A 22,380-nucleotide genomic window follows, 5' to 3' on the forward strand; every position below is an offset into this window, starting at 1 on the left:
AATAGCTCAAAGAATTTCTCCTCATGGTTTGTCTAGCAACTACCATTGTAAAGAATTCTTTGGGTTTTTTGTTTTTCAATTATCGTTCGAATTAATTATAGAATCTGCCATACTAATCGACATTCGCTGATTTTTCGAACGAAACCAACGGTGTATCCTATAATTTTGATTACTTGGGTAATCTTAATGATTTTTTATGAATGGTATGTCTTTAAAGACTCCTACCATCCAATTTGGGAAAGTAAAATACGCTGGGATATCTTACTTGTTCTAGTGAATCAAATCTTTGTCGGACTGTTTTTCTTTTACGGAATTGGGAACCTTGTCTTCGCCTTCCGTTACCGCCATATTCGAGACCGTGAGGCGCAAGCCGAGCAACGGATTTTGAAGATGCCGCTCCCAGATGATTGGCGGCCAAAAGTTCAGTTACTTTACACCACCTACAATGATTTTATCCCATACGCGTTGCAGCAGTGTATGGAGCAGAATTATGAAAATACCGAAACGGTGATTCTCGATAATTCCAATGACCCAGAATACATTATGATGGTGGATCAATTTGTTAAAAATCACCCAGGGGTTAAATTAGTCCGCGACTCCAATAATAAACATGCCAAGGCTGGGAACCTGAATAACTATTTGAATGGGGTCGGTAAGGGGACTTACGATTACTTCGTCATTCTTGATAGTGATGAACTATTGGAAGAACACTTCGTCGAGAAGTGTTTGAAAATGTTTTATTATAGTGATATCGGAATTTTGCAGTGTAACCACGTCAGTGGTCAGAACCATAATGCCTTTATGAAGACCTTCTCCCGGTCTGGAAATATTTTTTGGCCGGTGCAAAACGTTATCCGTAGTGCTGAAAGTGGCTGGTACCAACAACCCGACACGATGAAGCGCAATGCCAGTGAAGTCCAGGTTGTTCGTAAGGGTGGAACCCTTTGTTTCGAGTTGGGGCATGGCGTGATGATTTCTAAAGCCTGCTTTGAAAGCATCGGCTCCATTCCACATATGGTGGCCGAGGACCTTTGTACCTCGGTGGAAGCACTGTCACGTGGATGGAACATCAAGTTTGCCTCACAAATTTATGGGAACGAAGCCTTCCCAGTGACTCTGACTGCTTTGGTTGTCCGGGCGCAGAAGTTCTGTGGTGCCAACCTTGAATTTTTGCGGGTTTACCACAAGCGCTTATTCCACAGTAAGGCCTTGAGCTTTTATCAAAAATTAGACATTTTAGCGTTTACATTATCAGCACCAATTGGTTCATTTCAATATCTGAGCCTGATTTTGACTGGGGTGGTTTTCCCAGTGCTTCATTTGCCAATGATTAGCCAGTTCGATTTCTTGATTCCAGCGATGATTTGCTACGCTAGCCAGGCGATTGTCGATACGGTCTTCCAGCTTGCTAATGGTGTCAAAGTTTGGAGTGTCTTCTTATATGAAATGCAGTCAGCTATTGTTTATGGTTCGTACTACTTTGTCTTAGTAGCGACAACATTCTTCTCGATGCTAAAGCGTCCAGCCAAGTTTGTGGTAACGCCAAAGACCCATGGCAAGATTACCTGGGCTTATGCCTTGCACGCACACTACCGGTCAATCATCTTTTCAGTAATCACGATTGTTGTTTGCTGGCACTTTTCCGATAGTCCATGGATTTTGCTGACGTTCTTGCCCGGCTGCATTGGTTTCCTCTTTGAGTTACAAGCAAATTTCCAAACCAAGGAGACCAAGGCAACGAATGCGCTTTTGCAACGTGAAAGTAAATTGGCCCTAGTTGGTGATCGAAACTATCGTTTGGATTGGCGAGCATAAAGGCTCCTTTTGAAAATAAATCAGATAAAAATAAGAGCAAACGGTTTTTCCGTTTGCTCTTATTTGTTTACTGGTAAATTGCGTTATACTGGGTTTAAAGTACTTGAAGGAAAGGAACAACCGCCAATGAAGAAAATAGACGGACATGTGCATTTGATCCAAGAAATTGCCGGGTTAAATGGGAAGGGACGCTTAAACGCTTTGGGAGACGGTGAGGCTATCTGGGACGATGGCACCAAGATTAAGCTGATTCCTGATGGCTGGGGTGACACTAATTTGACTGCGGAATCTTTTTTGGCGGTTATGAACGCTCATAGCATTGAAAAAGCGGTTTTGCTGCAGGGAAGTTTGAACGGCTACCAAAATTATTATACGTACCAGGCGGTGCAGCGTTACTCGGACCGCTTTATTGGCGCCTTTGCGGTGGACCCCTTTGCCGAAAATGCCCTGGCCATTGTTCGCCGTCATGTTGAGGACCTTGGTTTTCGGGCCATCAAATTAGAAATCAGCCAGGGTGGTGGCCTTCACGGCTACCACCAAATAACGCCGTTTCGCTTGGATACAGATACGAGAATGGGTCAAATTTTCCATTACTTAGCCGATTATCCTGGCTTTACGGTGACGGTCGATTACGGCAGTGCCGAACAAATTAGTCACCAACCAGAGGCGATTGCAATCTTGGCAGCTCGCTACTCCCAGCTGGACTTTGTGGTTTGCCACCTATCGTTTCCAGATGATCAGCATTTGAATTTTTTGGAAAATACGTTGCGACTCTTTGCACTGCATCCCAATATTGTGACTGATTTGTCAGCGATTCAGGATATTTTGGGTGAAACGGCGCTGCCATTTGAAAAAAGTCGGCGGGCGGTGGCACTGGCCAAAGAAGTATTGGGCAGCAAGCGCCTGATCTGGGGAACTGACTCACCATGGTCTGCCACCTTTAATTCATATGAACATTTAGCGGGCTGGTTGGAAGAGAGTGGTCTGTTCACTGAGGATGAGTTGGCTGATGTTTATTATGGGACGGCTAACCGCATTTACTTTAAGGAAAGTGCGGTAGCAGCGGCCCAACAAGCCGATGACCCACAAAACTGATTTGGAGGAGGTTAGGCGATGACGATTTTTGATGAGATTAAGGCAGATCCCGCTAATGCGGCCTATACTAAGGAGGGCTGGGACCCAATTTACAGTGCGCCGGCTAACGCCAAGATTTTGATTATTGGCCAGGCACCGGGGTTGAAGGTCCAGGAAACCGGCATCATGTGGAACGATGCCTCTGGTGACCGGTTGCGGGATTGGCTCGGTGTGTCTAAGCAAACCTTTTATGAGTCAGGGCAAATTGCTGTGATTCCGATGGATTTCTATTATCCAGGCAAGGCGAAATCGGGCGATAAGCCACCGCGAAAGGGGATTGCCGATAAGTGGCACCCACGCCTGCTGGCGGCGATGCCTGATATTCAGCTAACGATTTTGGTTGGTTCGTATGCTCAAAAGTATTACTTAGATTTGCCAAAATCAGCAACCTTAACGGCAACGGTCAAGGACTTTGATCGTTTCTGGCCCAAGTATTTACCAATCGTTCATCCGTCACCCCGAAATAACATCTGGCTGAAAAAGAATCCCTGGTTTGAGGAAGAAATTGTGCCGGACTTGCAGAAACGAGTGGCGCAGCTGCTTGCGACTAAGGGATGAGCGTATCGGAGTTGCGGAGCCAGATGATTCAGTTGCTTGTGGTTTTGACCCGAGTGTACCAGATTTGCAGGTTCAGGTATTTTTTTGCTTGACCAAGGACTGATTTATTAATAGTGTCATAACAAAAGGCTAGGAATGTGTTCCTAGCCTTTTTAAAATTGCCTAAAAGGCCAAACGAGGGCGATGCTGCCAAGCAAGAAGAGTAGGTTCCAGCCGGTGAAGACGATGAAGAAGCGGCGGGCATCCTGGCGTGTGAGAAGATGGCGAACTTGGCGGTAGGCCAATAAATTTGCTAATGAGGCTACTAACGTCCCAAACCCACCGACTGAAACGCCCAAAAAGAGTGCCACTTTATAGGAAGTAAACGGCGCAAGTAGGGCTACTGTTGGGACGTTGGAGAGGCCTTGGCTGACGAGGGCACCCGTGATGAATGTTTGCCAAAATGATTGGCCAGCCCATTTTAAGAATGTGGCGAGCTGTGGTAATCGGATGAGGGCACCGACAATCAGAAAGAAGTTGGCAATCAGCCACACGACACCGTAATCAACTGTTGTCAGTGATTGGCGGTCAATGGTAATGGCTAAAATCAGGGCTATGATTAAACCGAAAAAAGCGGGAATCAGACCTAACAGGCTGGATAAGACGGCTAGGGTACCAAGGACCAACCAGGTCAGGGTCCCTTTTTTGATTGGCAGGGTCGGTTGATCTTGCTGGGGTAAGGGTTCCTGATTTAAGCCAATCAATCCCAGTGGCAAAGTAATCAGGCCAGTTAGCAGGAGGGCAGCCGTCGGTAGGAAGTGGTTGAGTGACCAGTGGTAATAGGAAAGAAGGTAAAGGTTTTGTGGATTACCAAAGGGGGATGCAGCTGAGCCAAGGTTGGCGTAAATCGTGATGAAGGTGACGGTGCGAGCAATTGGGAGGTCAATCTGGCGCACAATCACAAAGAAGAGGGGGATGAGCGTCAAAATCGTGACATCGTTGGTGACAAACATGGAGCCAAAGAAGGCAATTAATAGAAGAAAGAGGACGGCTTGCCGGTTGGTTTTGGCACGCGCTAAGATTGCCTGGGCAAAATAGTCTAAGAGTCCTAACTGTGACCAGGTACTGACCAGGACGAGTAAAGCAGCCAGACTGAAGAGGGTCGGAAAATTGAGGCTCTGCCAAGAAAGTTGGTGACTGATTGCCAGGAGGCAGACGATAACTGTCGTGAGAATAAGGAAGTAGTCGTTGGTTAGTTTTTTGAAAATAGTTGTCATGGCGGTTCTGATTTTCCTTTTTAAATAAGTAGAAATTAGTTTTTCTGTGTTAAATAACGGTGAAATGTTACATAAAGATGTTTGGAATCGTTCATGCTTATTTTGGACTATTTTATGCTTGAAAAGGCTTTAAATAGGCTTTAAAGTAGTAAATCTATCTATCCATTAAAAAGAACAATTCTCAATTGTTTACATTTCATTCTAAAAGAGTTAACATTAGGTGATGAAAGTTACATTTATTTCTTAAATATGTTGTTTTGAAATAAAAGGGGAAGGTAGATGGTAACTATGTTAACAAATCATAAGATAAACGTTAATACAAAGGAGCACTACAAGATGTATAAAGCCGGCAAATACTGGCTTTTTGCATCAATTGCAGTTGCTAGTTTTGGTCTGTTGACATCAGTTGAAGGGCAGAGTGCGCACGCTGACTCGACGACAACAACGAGTCAGTCGACGATTAATAATACCACGAGTCAGACAGCGGGTCAGTCGACTTTGGCTAGTCAAAGTACCAGTCAGTCAGTCAGTGCTAGCCAATCAACTTCAGCTAGCCAAGGTACCAGTCAGTCGATTAGTGCCAGTCAGTCAACTTCAGTTAGCCAAAGTACTAGTCAATCAATTAGTGTTAGCCAGTCGGCTGCGGGTAACCAAAGTACTAGTCAATCAAGTAGCGCCAGTCTGTCAACTTCAGCTAGTCAGGGTACGTCAATGGTCGCATCACAATCTACTTCGGCCAGTCAGGAAGGATTATCATTCCGTGTGGGTGATGACGCACAAACGAATTCTAACCAAAATAATTCGGCCACGCTACCATCTGATTCAAATACGGATCGTTCGGGTGTAGTGAACACAACGGTTCCAACTACATTATCAACTACTTCAGTAACTGTTAATGTTCCTGACCAGGTACAAAATCCAAATAATTATAAGAAGAACCCTGTTGATGTATCGACGTATTCACAGTTTATGCAGGCTTGGAATGATTCAAAGGTTGATTATATTAACTTGACTAGTGATATTACTAAGGATGGCAGTAGTCAGCAGAATCGTCCTAGTTCGACCGGTAGTGTCATTATCAATGGTAACGGTCATACATTAGATTTGGGTGGCGACCAGCTTTATATGGGAACCCTTGGTAATGGTAGTCAGAATGCAACTTTAACGCTGACGAATATTAATCTTGAAAATGGCTATAGTGATAGTAAAACAAATAACGGTATTAATGAATCATTTTTGTACACTGATGATGGCTCGCATTTAACGATTAACGTGAATAATGTATCCCTTAGTGCTAGTAAATTAACTGGGAATGATCCGGCTAAGTTTATTTATACTGGTGTTAATTCTGCCCTTGTTTTTTCTGGCACTAACGTTCTTAAAAACACGAATGAAATTGCTCGTGGAGCCAGCAATATTCAGTTTGCTAATAATTCCAAGTTGATTCAGCAACGACCTCAAAATGATTTCGGAAATTCTGCATTTTGGCTTCTAAATAATGCGCCAGCCGGCAACACTGGTTATGGTAACTCCTTTACCATTGGTGATGGAGCGACTCTCGACATGGAGCATTACAACAATTATGTTGGGAATAATGTTTGTTTGATTTATGAAGGTAGCTACCTGAGTGGCATTAAGGCCGGGGACAATGTTTCCTGGACCCAAAATGGCTTTCGTGGTTTTTTTTCAAGCACCGCTGGTGCTTCTAATGGACAATTTATCTTTGGTAAAAACTTTAATTTGAATATTCCATCAACGGATGCGACGGGATCCATAACATTGATGCACTTGAACGGAAGCCAGTCGATTGTCTTCAACGCAGGGACTCAAATTAATATTCAAACGAACCATGCTTCAGATGCGATTTTTTGGCTTGAAGGATCGTCAACTGCTACCTTTATTTCGCCAAAATCGATTCACTTTGCTCGATTAAATCCGGATGGAACGCCAGGTTCTCCAACAACGAATTTCTTTTATGGTGGTGGCCCAACTATAATCACGAATGGGACCATGCAAGTTTGGACTGGTAGCGACACGGCTTCCAACAAGCCGAACGGTAATGGTCAAGAATCCTTTGTAAAGTACACCTTAACTGGCTCATATGGTGTTGGATCTAACGGAACCACAACACTGACGCGAGCCGATGGCACGACTGTCACGAACCCATCTGATTTATCAAATGGTAACATCCGTGAAATGCAAACCCAGTCAATTGGTGTTGGTCAGGTTTACGTCCAGTACAAGGACCAGTATGGCAACAATGTTGGTAGTCCAGTATTGGTCACCTTACCTTCAGATGCTTACATTGGTCAGTATATCGCGTTAACCAATAACGATATTATTAACAAGAATATGCCATCGAACTATATCTGGGCATTGGGTAATCAGATTCCTGCTAGTGCGAAGAATGATGCTCAAAGTAAAGGTAGCCCCGATACAACTGTTGATAATGGTGATAGTAGTGGACAGGCAAATATTGCCGTCGTTCCAGTTAAGGGGACGAGTTACACCTACAATGTCTACGTTTATGGTGTTCCCGAAACAGTCACATACCAGTATGTCGATGTGAATAATGCTAATAACGTGTTGACACCTAAGAGTACAACGACGCAGCCGCCAGTGCTCGCCAATTATGGCAACGTGATTAATTGGGCGGATTCATATTATACAAGTACAACGGTACCTGATGGTTATTCATATATGACGGGTTATTCAGGACAACCAAGTACGACCACCGTTGGAACAACAAACAATGTTGTTAAAATCTATGTACAAGGAAATTGGCAAACAGCAACAGAGTCTTACCAGGATTTGAATGGTAACACAGTGACCCCTAACGATCAGGTGACATTAACCGGACGTACTGGTCAAGTTGTGACGATTCCTAATGGTCCTGCAACCGATTATTATGCATTAGACCACATCTTAGTAAACGGTCAGATTGTCACAGCGGGTTCGAACTATACCATGACCAATGGTAACAATGTTTTGACTTACGTTTACCGGTCATTGGATGGTGAAAAGGCCTCTGCCAAGGATGCTATTAATAATGCTGCTCAGGCGGCTATTCAGAAGATTAATGCTGTTACTAATCTAACATCTGATCAAATTACTACTGCTATCCAAGCGGTGCAAGCAAGTCAGAACAAAGCAATTGCGGCTATAACTGCTGCAAAATCAGAAAGTGACATTACGACCAGTCTGAATAGTGGTTTATTAAACATGAGTCGTAGTGCGGCCAGTTTAGTCATTGATGGTAGTGCCAAAGCACAGAACGATAGAATTGCTGGTTTACAGTATTTGTCGCCTGATCAAAAGGCAAAGTATGAGCAGACAGTTACGGATGATGCGACTGCTTTGAAGGCTGACTTGAATAGTAATGCGGCGAGTCCAAATGACGTTCAAGCTAAGCAGGATGCTGCTACTACTAAATTAAACGGTGATGAAAGCAAGGCTGAATTGGATGATTATGGAACAAATATCCTCAATCAGATTAACCAAATGCCAGCATTGAGCAACCAACAGAAAGCAGATGCTGCCACAGCAGTTCAGGGAATTGTTGGTAATGGTCAGAATTTAATTGGTGTCAAAACAATGCTGAGTGATATTTTAGCGGCATTAAAATCAAGTGAAGACAGCTTAAATAATGAAAAAAATAAGGCTCAAGGTGAAAGTGACGCTGCTATGAAGCAGTTTCGGGCTGACTATGTTGCCACGCTTGAACAATATGTTGTTCAGGCCGATGCTCAAATTGATTCATTGAACTTGATTGACAAGGATGCTGCTAAAGAGACTGTTCGAAAAACTGCTGATGCAGCTGAGGCGAATATTAATAACGCAACCGACGAAGTTTCTGTCATTAATGCAGAAGCTGCTGGAGAGGTAGCAATCGCTAAAAATACCGCTGATTCAACCATTGATAATGCGACGGTTGCTGCCGAAAATAAGGTGGCTGCCTTGAACAATTTGCAGTCAGGCGATAAAGCGGCTGCGAAGACGAATATTGAAAGTTTACAGACGAGTGCCAAAAATAATATTGCGAGCGCACTTCATACAACTGACGTAACGACTGCCCTCACTAATGGCACAAATTCAATTGCTCAAAAAGCTTCAGCGACTGTTATTCAAGATGCTGTTGCGGGTGCCGATAGCGCAATTGATGCACTCAAGACGATGTCAGCAACTGAAAAGCAAAGCTTTAAAGATAAGATTGCTAGCGATGCAACAACGTATAGTAACAATTTGACAGCTGCTACTAACGGATCCGATATTCAAACAATTGAAAATAATGGTGTGGCGGTTATTCAGGCGGACTTAGCTAGTGCTGTTTTGAAGGATTACCAAGAAAACGCTGATAACCAGTTAGATGCATACGCTCTTAATGCTACAAATGCTGTTTCAGCTTTGCCAAATTTGGACCAGTCTAGTTACTTAGCAAACATTGCAACAGATGTGAAGAATGGAAAAGCTGCAATTGATGGCGCAAGCTCATCTTCTTCTGTAGACGATGCATTAGGTACGGCAAAACGGAGTATTGATAGTGAACAGGCTGCTGCTACTTTAAAGAGTGCTCAAAACGTAGCAAATGCAGCGGTTAATGCTGCTGCTCAAAGTGTTAATGCTGTTATTGGCAATTTGAAGCCACTGGCCCCTGCAGAAATTACAAAATACCAAGATCAAGTGAATGATATTGTGGTAAATGCAACAACGCAGATTAATGGCGAGACGTTGCCAGCTACTGTATCAAGTGATCAAGCGAGTGCTATCAGTAAAATCAATGGCATTCAAGCTGCCGCTAATTTGCAAAATGCTAAGGAAGCTGCGGTTGCAGTAGCTAAACAGGCTGCAGCAGATACCAAGACTGCCATTGGTAATTTGAAGCCACTGAAACCTGAAGAAATAACAGAATATCAGGGACAGGTTGATGATGCGTTGAAGGCCGTTACGAACCAGATTAACAGCGAAACGACAACGGATGCTGTAACAAGTGATCAGACAACCTTTACGAATACAACTGTGCCTAATATCACAAGCGCAGCATCTTTGCAGAACAATAAAGAAGATGACAACGCGCAGGTGGATTCATATGCGCAAAATGCAAAGAATGCCATTGCAGACAAGACGGGTATGCCTGATTTGAGCCCTGAACAAATCAGTGACTATGATACCCAGATTAATACTGCCGTTACGAACGGTAAGTCTTCAATTACTGGTGGCCAAGATACTGCTACTGTTGCCACAAACTTCCAAACTGCTAAGGAAAACATTGACAAGATTAAGGCTGCTGCACAAGCCGAAAGTGATGCGATTGTTGCCAAGGCTAAGAACGATGCTGATGATGCAATTGACCAGGCTGTTGCTACTGCACAAGCAGACGTGCAAAAGTTGAATCCATTGAGTGATCAGGCAGCTCGGCTTGCGGCAATTAAGAACGATGGGGATGCTGCTAAGACAAAGATTGCAGCTGACAAGAATACTGCAGATATTTCAAACGACCAAGAGGCAGGTTTGCAGACGATTAGTAATGATCGAAGCGCTGCAATTTTGCAGAGTGTCAAGGAAGCTGCCATTGCAGCGGCTACTCAAACTGCTACAGATGCCGAGACTGCTATTGGTGGTTTGCAGCCACTGAAACCTGAAGAAGTAACAAAATACCAGGGTCAAGTTGAAGCTGCTTTGCAGGCCGTTACGAATCAGATTAAAAGCGAAACGACAACGGATGCTGTAACAAGTGATCAGACAACCTTTACGAATATGACTGTTCTTAATATCAAAAACGCAGCTTCTTTGCAGAATGCTAAGGATGCCGCAATTGCAGTGGCTACTCAAAATGCTACAGACGCCAAGACTGCTATTGGTGCTTTGAAGCCATTACAGCCTGATGAAATAACAAAGTACCAGGACCAGGTTGACAGTGCTTTGTCCGATGCTACGACCCAGATTAATCAAGAGAAAACAATTGCTGCGGTGCTAAGCGACCAAACTAGTACTACTACTGAGATTAGCGGTATCAAAGATGCTGCTTCTTTGCAAAACACCAAGGAAGATGACAACAATCAGTTGGACCAATATGCGCAAAATGCAAAGAATGCCATTGCGGACAAGACGGGTATGCCTGATTTGAACGATGACCAAATTAGTGGCTATGATAACCAGATTGTTGCTGCCGTTTCGGCTGGTAAGTCTTCGATTAATGGTGGTCAAGATACCACTACTGTTGCCACAAATTTCCAAACTGCTAAGAACAATATTGATAAGATTCAGGCGGCAGCACAAGCTCAAAGTACTGCTACCGTTAGCGCAGCTAGAGATGCTGCGAATAATGCAATCGATCAGGCTGTTGTCACTGCACAAGCAGCCGTGCAAAAGTTGGATCCATTGAAGGACCAAGCAGCTCGGCTTGCAACAATTAAGAGCGATGGGAATATTGCTAAGGCGAAGATTGCAGCTGACGCTAATACCGCTAGCATTAATGCTAATCGGGATGCAGGCCTGAATACAATTCAAGCTGACCAAGATGCAGCTACCTTAGAAAGTGCCAAGGAAGCTGCCATCGCTGCGGTTACGCAGGCAGCGACTTCTACCAAGACCGCCATCGGTGGTTTGCAACCATTACAGCCTAGTGAAATTAAGAGCTTCCAAGATCAGGTTGATGCTGCAGTGACGGCTGCTACCAACCAGATTAATAGCGAAACGACAACAGATGCGGTGGCAAGTGATCAAGCAAATGCCATCAATAACACGATTGCTGGCATTCAAACTGCTGCTAGTTTGCAAAACGTGAAGGAAAAGGACAACGCTCAGTTGCTCCAAGACGGTCAGACTGCCAAAAATAAGATTGCGGCCATGCCTGATTTGACCAAGGACCAAATTGCCCAAGCTAATAGTGATATCGATTCGGCCGTTTCAAACGGTCAAACGGCCATTACTGCTAGTCAAAATGAAACGGATGTGAACACCAACTTCCAAACGGCTGAGAGTAACATTAACAAGGTGACGGCAACGGCCCAGTCGCAAAGCGATAATGCGGTGGCGAATGCCAAAACTGTTGCTGGCGATGTCCTTGATAAGGCGGCAGCAGCTGCTAAGGCTGCTATTGACCAATTGCCAGTTTTGAAGCCTGACGAGAAGACAACCTTTAAGGGCAAGATTGATGCGGCGGTAACTGCCGCTAAGAATAGTATTCAAAATGACACGACAGTTGCTACGGTAACGGCCGATCAGAATACTGGTCTGACTGCGATTAGCAATCAGCAGGTTGCTGCTACTTTGCAAAATGCTAAAGAAGACAGTGTTAACCAGTTGAACGCCTATGCTCAGGGTGGTCGGGCTTCTTTGACGAAGTTGCCTAATCTAACGGATACGCAGGCTGATCAAGCCAACACTTCCATTACGAATGCCGTGACAAATGGGAACCCTAACATTAATGCGGCCACAGATTTAGCAGGGGTAACACGAGCTTTGGTTGCGGCCGAATTTGCGGTTAACCGTGCAGGTGTGATTGCCATTAACCAGAGTAATGCTGCCCTGGTTTCTGCTCGAATAGCTGCTGAAGCGGCAGTTAATGCTGTCGCTGCAGCGGTCAAGACGACCATTAATAATTTGAGCCCGTTGAGTGACCAGCAAGCACGATTGAGTCAGGTTGATACGGACATTGCTAATGCTAAAACTGCTTTGGAAAGCACGAGTGCCACTGCTGATGTGACGGCTGCGCAAGGAAAAGCAATTGCGACGTTGAATGCTGATGCAGCCAATGCCCAGCAGAAGAGTAGCCAAGAAGATGCCATCAGCCGTTTGCAAAACTATGCGACAAATGCTGAAACGGCACTTACTGGTATGTCTGGTTTGTCCGCTGATAATTTGGCAACCGCTAAGACTTCTATCGAGAGTGCCGTCACTAATGGTGATACCAATATTCAAGGTGCTTCGGAACACGCAGCAATGGCAAGTGCTTTGATTGCTGCCGAACAGGCAATTGATGCGGCAACAACAACCGCCCAGAACCAAAGTCAACAAACATTGGCGCAGGCACAATCAGATGCCTCTGCGGCTATCGATGCTGCCTTAACTGCTGCTCAGCAAAAGTTGAATCATTTGTCACTTTCGACAGACGATCAAGCTACCCAAGAAAAGCAGCTAGAAACAGATGCTGGTAATGCAAAGACGAGTATCAATGTGGCCACGAGTCTGGCTGCCGTTACTCAAGCACAGCAAACCGGTGCGCAGGCCATTAACCAGGATATTCTTTCCGCTGAAATTGATAGTTTACAGACGGAAGCCAAGAAGCGTCTTCAGGCCTATGCGGATCAAACGAAGAAAACAATTGGCACATTGCCTGATTTGTCTGGTGATAGCTATACTAATGCCTATAACGGTATTGACGCACTGGTGACGATTTGGTCAGGAAATATTACTAATACAAGGAACCTGGCTGACATGCAGAGCGCACTTTACAGTGGTGCCACAGCCATTAACTTAGTGAGTCTGTCTGCTCAGGCCAATAGTCAAAAGATTGTGGGCCAAGAACGTGCCACTGCAGAAGATGCTATTAATCAAGCTGCGACAACTGCTCGGCAGACCATTAGCTCTTTGAGCCCATTAAGTGATAAGTCAACACGCCTGGATCAGATTGCTCAAGATGTCAAGGATGCCGATGACGCCCTTGATGCTGCAACGAATAACCAAGGCTTTACCGCTGCTCAGAATGCTGGAACAACGGCTATTACGAATCATGTGACAGCTGCTCAGTTGAAATCAGCACAGGAACAAGCGGATGCCGATTTGGCCACTTACGGTCAGAGCATTTTTGCCAAAATTACGGCGTTGCCTGATTTGACAGACGACCAACGCAAGCAGGCAAGTACTGATATTACGAATGCCGTTAGTCAAGGGAAGACCTCGATTGATGCGACAACCAGTCAGGCTAATGTTGCGCCTGCTTTGGCAGCTGCTGAGAAAATGATTGATGGTATTCAAGAGACCGCGGAAAATAACAACCAAGCGGCAGTTACGCAAGCACAAAGCGATGCTGATAATGCTATCGACGCTGCGGCTAAGGCAGCCAAGGCAACGATTGGTGCTTTGACGCCATTATCTGATATGCAAAAACGTGAAGATCAGATTGATACGGATGCCAAAAATGCGAAGGATGCGATTGCCAAGGCAACGACTAAGGCTGATGTGACGGCAGCGAAAAATGCTGGTGCGGCAACCATCACGAACGATACAACGGCTGCCCAGTTACAGTCTGCTAAGGAAAAGGCAGATGCTGATTTGGACACCTATGGTCAAAGTGCGAAGGATGCGATTAAGGCCATGCCTGATTTGACGGATGACCAACGCAATCAGGCCAATGAAGACATTGATACTGCTGTTTTGGCAGGCAAAACGAATATTAATGCTGCAACGGATACGAACGGTGTGGCGACGGCTCTTGCTGATGGTAAGGCTGCTGTTGATAAGGTTCAAGCGACGGCTCAGAGTCAGAGTAACGCAGCGGTTCAGCAGGAACAAAGCGATGCCGATGCTGCCATCGATGCCGCTGTTAAGCAGGCGAAGGACACCATCAACAGTTTGGATCCATTGTCGGATAAGGCAAAGCGGCTTGCTCAGGTCGATACGGATGCCGATAGTGCTAAGAAAGCGATTGCTCAGGCAAACAATAAGACGGATATTACTACGGCTCAAAATGCTGGTACCGCTACGATTGCCCAAGATGCCACTGATGCCCAATTGAAGTCGACCAAGGAAGCTAAAGACGCCACTTTGGCGGCTTATGGTCAAACAGCTAAAGACGCCATTGCGAAGATGCCGGATTTGACGCAGGCTCAGATTGATCAAGCCAATAAAGATATTGATGCTGCCGTTTCGGCAGGTCAGGGACAGATTGATGTGGCCCCTGATGCTGATAGTGCTGCGACTGCTTTAACAAATGGTGAAAAGTCTGTTGATGCCGTGCAAGCAGGGGTGCAGAATACTAGTAACACAACGGTTCAGCAGGAGCGGGATGCCGCCGATGCTGCAATCGATGCCGCTGTTAAGAACGCCAACACTGCCATTGAGGGTATGAATCCTTTGGCAGATAAGAAGACCCCTGAAGGAAATGTTGCGGTCGCCGCTCAAGCTGCTAAGGACGCGATTGCCAAGGCGGGCAACAAGACTGCCATTACGGCCGCACAAAATAGTGGTACGACTGCTATTACCAATGAGACGACCGCTGCACAATTGCAGTCAAACAAGGAAGCGGCGATTGCAACCTTGACTCAGGCTGCTCAGGCTGCCAAGGATGCAATTAAGGTCATGCCTGATTTGAGTACTGACCAAATCGCCGCTGCTAACGCTGCTGTTGATGCAGCGTTCAACGATGGTCAAAATAAAATCAACGCCACAACAGATGACGATGGCGTTTCGACAGCTTTGACAAATGGTGAAACCGGCATTAAGAATGCTCAAGCTGCAACTCAGGCTGAAAGTGACGCAATAGTTGCCCAGGAACGGTCAGCTGCCAAGACAGCCATCGATACCGCTGCTCAACAGGCAACGGATAAGATTGATGCGATGACGCCATTATCTGACAAGCAAAGTCGCGAAGATCAGGTCGCAAAAGATGCTCAAAATGCTAAGAATGCCATTGACCAGGCGAAGAACAAGGTGGCTATTACGGCTGCTCAAACGAGTGGTACGGATGCGATTAACAATGACATCACTGCGGCTCAGTTGCAATCAACGAAGGAAACCGATAAGAACACTTTGACGGCCGATGGTCAAACCGCCAAAGATGCCATTGGTAAGATGCCTGATTTGACCCCAGACCAAATCACTGCTTTTGATAGTCAGATTGATGCTGCTGTGAAGGCTGCTCAAGGACAAATCGATGCTGCTGGGGATGCTAACGGCGTTGCAACTGCTTTTGCGACAGGCGAGACAAACATTCAAAACATTCAGCAAGATGCTCAGAATACTAGTGACGCAAAGGTCGCTAGTGAACGACTGACGGCTGATAACGCCATTGATGCTGCTGTGACGGCAGCCAAGGCAGCTATTGAGGGCATGAACCCATTAGAGGACAAGACGACCCCTGAATCACAGGTTGATGCTGCTGCTCAAGTTGCCAAGGCGGCGATTGCCAGTGCTAAGAACCAGACTGACATTACCGCTGCCCAAGATAGCGGTACGGATGCGATTAATAAGGTAACGGCTGCGGCTCAGTTGCAGTCGACGAAGGAAGCTGCCAAGGCAACATTGGCTAAGTATGGTCAAGATGCCGAAAGTGCAATCGCGGTCATGCCTGATTTGACTAAGGATCAGATTGCACAAGCAAATTCTGAGATTGACGCCGACGTGAAGGCTGGTCAAACGAATATTGACAGTGCTACGGATTCGGATGGTGTTACGACTGCTTTGAAGAATGGTGAAGCTGCGGTGGATGCTGTGAAGACAACTGCTCAGACAACCAGTGCGACAACTGTGGCCAACGAACAGAAGACGGCTAGTGATGCGATTGATGCCGCTGCCGCCAAGGCCAAGGCTGCCATTGATGCCTTGAACCCACTGTCTGATAAGGCCGACCGTGAAGCCCAAGTTGATAAGGACGCTGCGGCTGCTAAGGCGGCGATTAATAATGCAACAAATCAAGCTGATATCACGAAGGCCCAGAATGCTGGAACCGATACGCTGAATACTGACACGGCCAACGCCCAGTTGAAGTCAACGAAGGAAGCTGCCGATGCAACATTAGCTCAGCATGGCGCAGATGCTAAAGCTGCTATTGCGAAGATGCCAGATTTGACCAAGGACCAAATCGATCAAGCAAACACTCAGATTGATGCGGCTGTGAAGGCTGGTCAGGCTAATATTGATGGTGCTGCGGATGCAGCTGGTGTTGCGACTGCTTTGCAAAATGGCGAAAATGCAGTGGATGCCGTGACCGCGACAGCCAAAACCAATAGTGCGACAACGGTTACGAATGAAAAGGCGGCGGCTAATAAGGTCATTGACGATGCCGCTGCTAAGGCGAAGGCTACTGTCGATGCCTTGAATCCTTTGTCGGATAAGGCAGCTCGTGAGGCTCAAATTGACGCTGATGCTAGTGCTGCGAAGGCAGCGATTGCCAGTGCAACGAATCAAACTGATATCACGAAGGCTCAGAACGCTGGAACCGATACGTTGAATACCGATACGGCGAACGCACAGTTGAAGTCGACGAAGGAAGCGGCCGATGCGACATTGGCTCAGCACGGTCAAGATGCCAAAGATGCCATCGCTAAGATGCCTGATTTGACACCTGACCAGATTAAGCAAGCTGATAGCGATATTGATGCCGCTGTTAAGGCTGGTCAAGCTAATATTGATGGGGCCACAGATGCCAATGGTGTTGCGACTGCTTTGCAAAACGGTGAAGCAGCGGTGGATGCTGTACAGACTAAGTCGCAAAGTAACAGTGACGCAATTGTTAAGACTGCTAAAGATGCCGCTAACTCAGCCATTGATGACGCTGCCGCCAAGGCTAAGGCAACAATTGATGCCTTGAGCCCATTGTCAGACAAGGCAGATCGTGAAAATCAGGTTGATGCGGATGCGAATGCTGCAAAGCAAAAAATTGCGCAGGATACGACAACTGAACAGGTGGTTGCTGACCAAACAAGTGGTTTGAATGCTATCAATAGCGACGTAACTGCTGCTCAAGTTAAGAGTGCACAAGAGGATGCAACAGCCCGCTTACGGGCGTATGCCGATAATGCTGAGGCTGCCATCGCCAAGTTACCTGATTTGCCAGCAGCTGATTTGGCGGATGCTAAAGCCAAGATTGAAGCGGCTGTTACAGCCGGTAATCAAGCAATTACTGCTGCGCAGACGGTCGATAATGTAAAATCAGCTTTGACTGCTGCTGAACAAGCCATCGATGGCGTTTCGACTACAGCTCAAAGTCAGAGTAACCAAGTGATTTCTGATGCTAAGCAGGATGCTAAAAACGCGATTGCGGATGCTACAGCCAAGGCGAAGGCAACGATTGAAAATTTGTCGCCTTTGTCAGAAACAGAAAAGCAGGCGCAGGAAGCTCAGGTCGATCAGGATGCCAAGACTGCTGCACAAAATATCGATAACGCAACGGATACCGATGCAATTACACAGGCAAAGCAAACTGGTGTCAACAACATCAACCAAGACGTTTTGAATTCACAGATTGAGAATGCTCAGCGGGATGCTGCTGCCCGACTTTTGGCCTATGCAAATCAAGCAAAGCAGACGATTGCTGCCCTTCCTGATTTGACCAAAGACCAAATTGACCAGGCAAATGCTGATATTGATGCGAAAGTTAAGACTTGGACGGACAACATTAACCAGACACAAAGCATAGCTGATGTTCAGACGGCATTAGCCGATGGTGAAAAGGCTATTGATGATACTAGTTTAACTTCTCAGAGTCAAAGTCAACAGACGGTTACTAAGGAAAAGAACGCTGCTAACAGCGTGATTGACGATGCCGCCGCTAAGGCGAAGGCTGCTATTGATGGCATGAACCCATTGTCAGATAAGGCAGCTCGTGAAGCTCAAATTGATACGGATGCAGCTGCTGCAAAGACAGCTATTAATAATGCAACCAACCAAGCCGATATCACGAAGGCCCAAAATGCTGGAACCGATACGTTGAATACTGACACGGCTGCTGCCCAGTTGAAGTCACAGAAGGAAGCTGCTGACGCTGAATTGACTAACTATGGCCAAGCAGCCAAGGACAAGATTGCGGCCATGCCTGACTTGACTCCTGACCAGATTAAGCAGGCTGATAGCGATATTGATACGGCCGTGAAGGCTGGTCAGGTTAACATTGACGGTGCAACGGATGCCGATGGTGTTGCGAAGGCCTTGAAGAACGGTGAAGATGCGGTGGATGCCATTAAGGCAACCGCTCAGACGAACAGCGATACAACTGTTACCAAGGAAAAGAACGCTGCTAACAACGTAATCGACGATGCCGCTGCTAAGGCGAAGGCTACCATTGATACCTTGAATCCATTGTCAGATAAGGCAGACCGTGAAGCCCAAGTTGATAAGGATGCTGCGGCTGCTAAGACGGCAATTAATAGCGCAACGAACGAAGCGGACATCACGAAGGCCCAAAATGCTGGAACGGATGCGTTAAAGACCGACACGGCTAACGCTCAATTGAAGTCAACCAAGGAAGCTGCCGATGCTGAATTGGCCAAGTACGGTCAGGATGCAAAGAATAAGATTGCGGTGATGCCTGATTTGACCAAGGACCAAATTGATCAAGCAAATGCTGAGATTGATGCGGCCGTGAAGGCTGGTCAGGCTAATATTGACGGTGCTGCAAATGCCGATGCTGTTACGACAGCCTTAAAGAATGGTAAAGCAGCAGTCGATGCTGTCCAAGCTCAGTCACAAAACAGTAGTGATACAATCGTTAAGACTGCTAAGGACGCAGCTAACTCGGCGATTGACGATGCTGCTGCTAAAGCCAAGGCTACTATCGATGCTTTGAATCCACTGTCAGATAAGGCCGATCGTGAAGCACAAGTTGATAAGGATACTGTGGCTGCTAAGCAAAAGATTGCGCAAGATACGACGACTGAACAGGTTACTACTGATCAAAATAGTGGTTTAAACGCTATTAATAATGACGTGGCTGCTGCTCAAGTTAAGAGTGCGCAAGAGGATGCGGTGGCTCGCTTGCGGGCATACGCCGATAATGCCGAAGCTGCCATCGCCAAGTTGCCTGATTTGCCAGCAACTGATTTGGCGGATGCTAAAGCGAAGATTGAAGCAGCTGTAACAGCTGGTAATCAAGCAATTACTGCTACACAGACAGTCGGCGGTGCAAAATCAGCTTTGACTGCTGCCGAACAGGCAATTGATGGTGTTTCCATCACAGCTCAAGGTCAGAGTAACCAGGTAGTTTCTGGTGCTAAGCAGGATGCCAAGAACGCTATTGAGGATGCTGCTGCCAAGGCTAAGGCAACGATTGAAAACTTGTCACCTTTGTCTGAACAAGAAAAGCAGGCAAAGGAAACCCAGGTTGATCAGGATGCTAAGGAAGCTACACAAAATATCGATAATGCAACAGATACCGATGCCATTACGCAGGCAAAGCAAACTGGTATTAACAATATCAACCAAGATGTTTTGAATTCACAGCTTGAAAATGCTCAGCGTGATGCTGTTGCTCGACTTTTGGCCTATGCAAATCAGGCAAAGCAGACGATTGCTGCCCTTCCTGATTTGACCAAAGACCAAATCAATCAGGCAAATGCTGATATTGATGCGAAAGTTCAGACTTGGACAAATAATATTAACCAGGCACCAAGCGTAGCTGATGTTCAAACGGCATTGGCCAATGGTGAAAAAGATATTAACAACACGAGCTTAATCGCTCAAGGTCAGAGTCAGCAGACAGTGACGAAAGAAAAGAATGCTGCCAACAGCGTGATTGACGATGCCACCGCTAAGGCCAAGGCTGCTATTGACGCCTTGGATCCTCTATCGGACAAGGCAGACCGTGAAGCTCAAGTTGACAAGGATGCCCAGAATGCTAAGGCAGCCATTGCTAATGCAACAAATCAGGCTGATATCACGAAGGCTCAAAAGGCCGGAACGGATACGTTGGACACCGACACGGCTGCCGCACAGTTGAAGTCACAAAAGGAAGCTGCAGATGCTGACTTGGCTAAGTATGGTCAAGCAGCGAAGGATAAGATTGCTGCTATGCCTGATTTGAGTCCTGACCAGATTAAGCAGGCTGATAGTGATATTGATGCCGCTGTGAAGGCTGGTCAAGGTCAGATTGATAGTGCAGCGGATGTCAATGGTGTTACGAAGGCTTTGGCAGATGGTAAGGCGAACGTCGATAAGGTTCAAGAGACTGCTCAGACGAATAGTGATACAACCGTTGCTAAGGAAAAGAACGCTGCTAACAGCGTGATTGATGATGCCGCTGCTAAGGCGAAGGCCGCCATTGATGGTTTAACACCATTGTCAGATAAGGCAGCCCGTGAAGCTCAAATCGATACGGATGCAGCTACTGCTAAAGCAGCCATTGCCAAGGCAACGAACAAAGCGGATATTGATACTGCCCAAAAGGCCGGAACGGATACGTTGAATACCGATACAGCTGCCGCTCAGTTGAAGTCACAAAAGGAAGCTGCCGATGCTGCACTTGTCAATTACGGTCAGGATACGAAGAATAAGATTGCTGCCCTTCCTGATTTGACCAAGGACCAAATCAATCAAGCAAACGCTGATATTGATGCCGCTGTAAAGGCTGGTCAGGCTAATATTGACGGTGCTGCTGATGCTAACGGTGTCGCAAGTGCTTTGAAGAACGGGGAATCCGCAGTGGATGCCGTTAAGGCAACCGCTCAGACGAACAGTGAGACAACAGTTGCCAAAGAAAAGGCTACAGCTAACAGCGCTATCGATGATGCCGCCGCTAAGGCGAAGGCTGCCATTGACGGTTTGACGCCATTGTCAGACAAGGCGGCTCGTGAAGCCCAGATTGATACGGATGCTCAGAATGCTAAGGCAGCGATTGCTAAGGGCACGAACGCAGCAGATATCAATCGCGCTCAAAAGGCCGGAACGGATGCGTTGAATACTGATACGGCTGAAGCTCAGTTGAAGTCAACGAAGGAAGCTGCCGATGCTGCACTTGCCAATTACGGTCAAGCAGCAAAGGCTGCCATTGCTAAATTACCTGATTTGACTCCTGATCAACTCAACCAGGCAAATGCCCAGATTGATGCGGCCGTGAAGGCTGGTCAAGGTCAAATTGATGCCGCTACTGATGCTAATAGTGTTGCGACCGCTTTACAGAATGGAAAGACCGCTATCGATAAGATTGGGGCCGATGCAGCAAGTTCGAGCGGTGAAGCGGTTGCTAAAGCAAAGACCCAGGCCAAGACTGAGATTGATAATGCCGGTGGCCAGGCCAAGGCAACAATTGATGGTTTGACGGCTCTTGTGGACGCTCAAAAGGGTGCCGATAAGGCCAAGGTTGACCAGGATGCTGCTGCTGCGAAGGCTAAAATTGATCAGTCCACGACAACGGAAGCGATTAAGCAGGCATTGGACGATGGCTTGGCAACAATCCAAAAGGATGTTGAAAACTCAATTTTGGATAATACCAAAGGTGAAGCCGATAGCCAGTTAGCTGGTTATGCTCAAGCGGCCAAGGATAAGATTGCTAAGTTACCAAACCTAACACCGGCTGAAGTTGCCCAGGCTGATCGCGAAATTGATGAAATTGTCGCACAGGGTAAGAAGGCGATTGATCAAGCCGCAGCTGAAAATGAAGTGAAAGCTTCTGTTCAGACAAATAAGGAAAAGATTGATGGCGTGGTTGCTAATGCTCAAACTGAAAGTGATCGGCAGAAGCCAGTTGCCAAGGTTGCTGAGCCTGCGCCAACTCCACAACCACAACCCGCTCCAAAGCAAACGCCTGTCTTGCCAATGACTAGTCGTTTGCAGAAGCACCACACTGATACAACATTGTTGCCACTGGCAACGCTTGGTTTGTTGGCTTTCGTGGTCGGCAAGCGCCGTCGTCAACGTGACGATAAAAAATAAGGTGAATCGACTTGTTTCAAGTATTGACAGTTAT

The 22,380-nt window shown here is 46.4% G+C and carries 5 protein-coding genes; 4 read left to right on the forward strand and 1 reads right to left on the reverse strand.

What is annotated here, in order from left to right; all coding sequences use genetic code 11:
* Positions 1–186 precede the first annotated feature (186 nt).
* The 3 genes from AABI08_RS02545 to AABI08_RS02555 all read left to right on the forward strand — a co-directional run bounded on the left by AABI08_RS02545 (position 187) and on the right by AABI08_RS02555 (position 3,507).
* Complete coding sequence (locus AABI08_RS02545; RefSeq protein ID WP_338343893.1) at positions 187–1,815, forward strand: glycosyltransferase family 2 protein; 1,629 nt, start codon at positions 187–189, stop codon at positions 1,813–1,815.
* Positions 1,816–1,941: 126 nt separating this feature from the next.
* Positions 1,942–2,910 (forward strand): amidohydrolase family protein, encoded by a 969-nt coding sequence (locus AABI08_RS02550; RefSeq protein ID WP_338343892.1) that lies wholly within the window; start codon positions 1,942–1,944, stop codon positions 2,908–2,910.
* 18 nt (positions 2,911–2,928) lie between these two features.
* Positions 2,929–3,507, forward strand: coding sequence for a uracil-DNA glycosylase family protein (locus AABI08_RS02555; RefSeq protein ID WP_338343891.1), 579 nt, complete (start codon positions 2,929–2,931; stop codon positions 3,505–3,507).
* A gap of 152 nt (positions 3,508–3,659) precedes the next feature.
* On the opposite strand, the gene AABI08_RS02560 is transcribed toward AABI08_RS02555, so the two are convergent.
* The gene (locus AABI08_RS02560) at positions 3,660–4,763 is read right to left on the reverse strand and encodes an SLC13 family permease (protein ID WP_338343890.1); all 1,104 of its coding nucleotides are present in this window, start codon (positions 4,761–4,763) and stop codon (positions 3,660–3,662) included.
* 279 nt (positions 4,764–5,042) lie between these two features.
* Between AABI08_RS02560 and AABI08_RS02565 the strand changes: the two genes are divergently transcribed.
* Positions 5,043–22,346, forward strand: coding sequence for a DUF1542 domain-containing protein (locus AABI08_RS02565; protein ID WP_338344180.1), 17,304 nt, complete (start codon positions 5,043–5,045; stop codon positions 22,344–22,346).
* Positions 22,347–22,380: the final 34 nt, after the last annotated feature.

The sequence above is a fragment of the Fructobacillus evanidus genome (assembly GCF_963580165.1).
Taxonomy (GTDB): Bacteria; Bacillota; Bacilli; order Lactobacillales; family Lactobacillaceae; genus Fructobacillus; species Fructobacillus evanidus.

Excerpts from the sequence above, each read along its gene's own strand:
- AABI08_RS02550 (WP_338343892.1), top strand. The coding sequence starts at position 1,942 with ATGAAGAAAATAGACGGACATGTGCATTTGATCCAAGAAATTGCCGGG.
- AABI08_RS02565 (WP_338344180.1), top strand. The coding sequence starts at position 5,043 with ATGGTAACTATGTTAACAAATCATAAGATAAACGTTAATACAAAGGAG.
- AABI08_RS02555 (WP_338343891.1), top strand. The coding sequence starts at position 2,929 with ATGACGATTTTTGATGAGATTAAGGCAGATCCCGCTAATGCGGCCTAT.
- AABI08_RS02560 (WP_338343890.1), bottom strand. The coding sequence starts at position 4,763 with ATGACAACTATTTTCAAAAAACTAACCAACGACTACTTCCTTATTCTC.
- AABI08_RS02545 (WP_338343893.1), top strand. The coding sequence starts at position 187 with ATGATTTTTTATGAATGGTATGTCTTTAAAGACTCCTACCATCCAATT.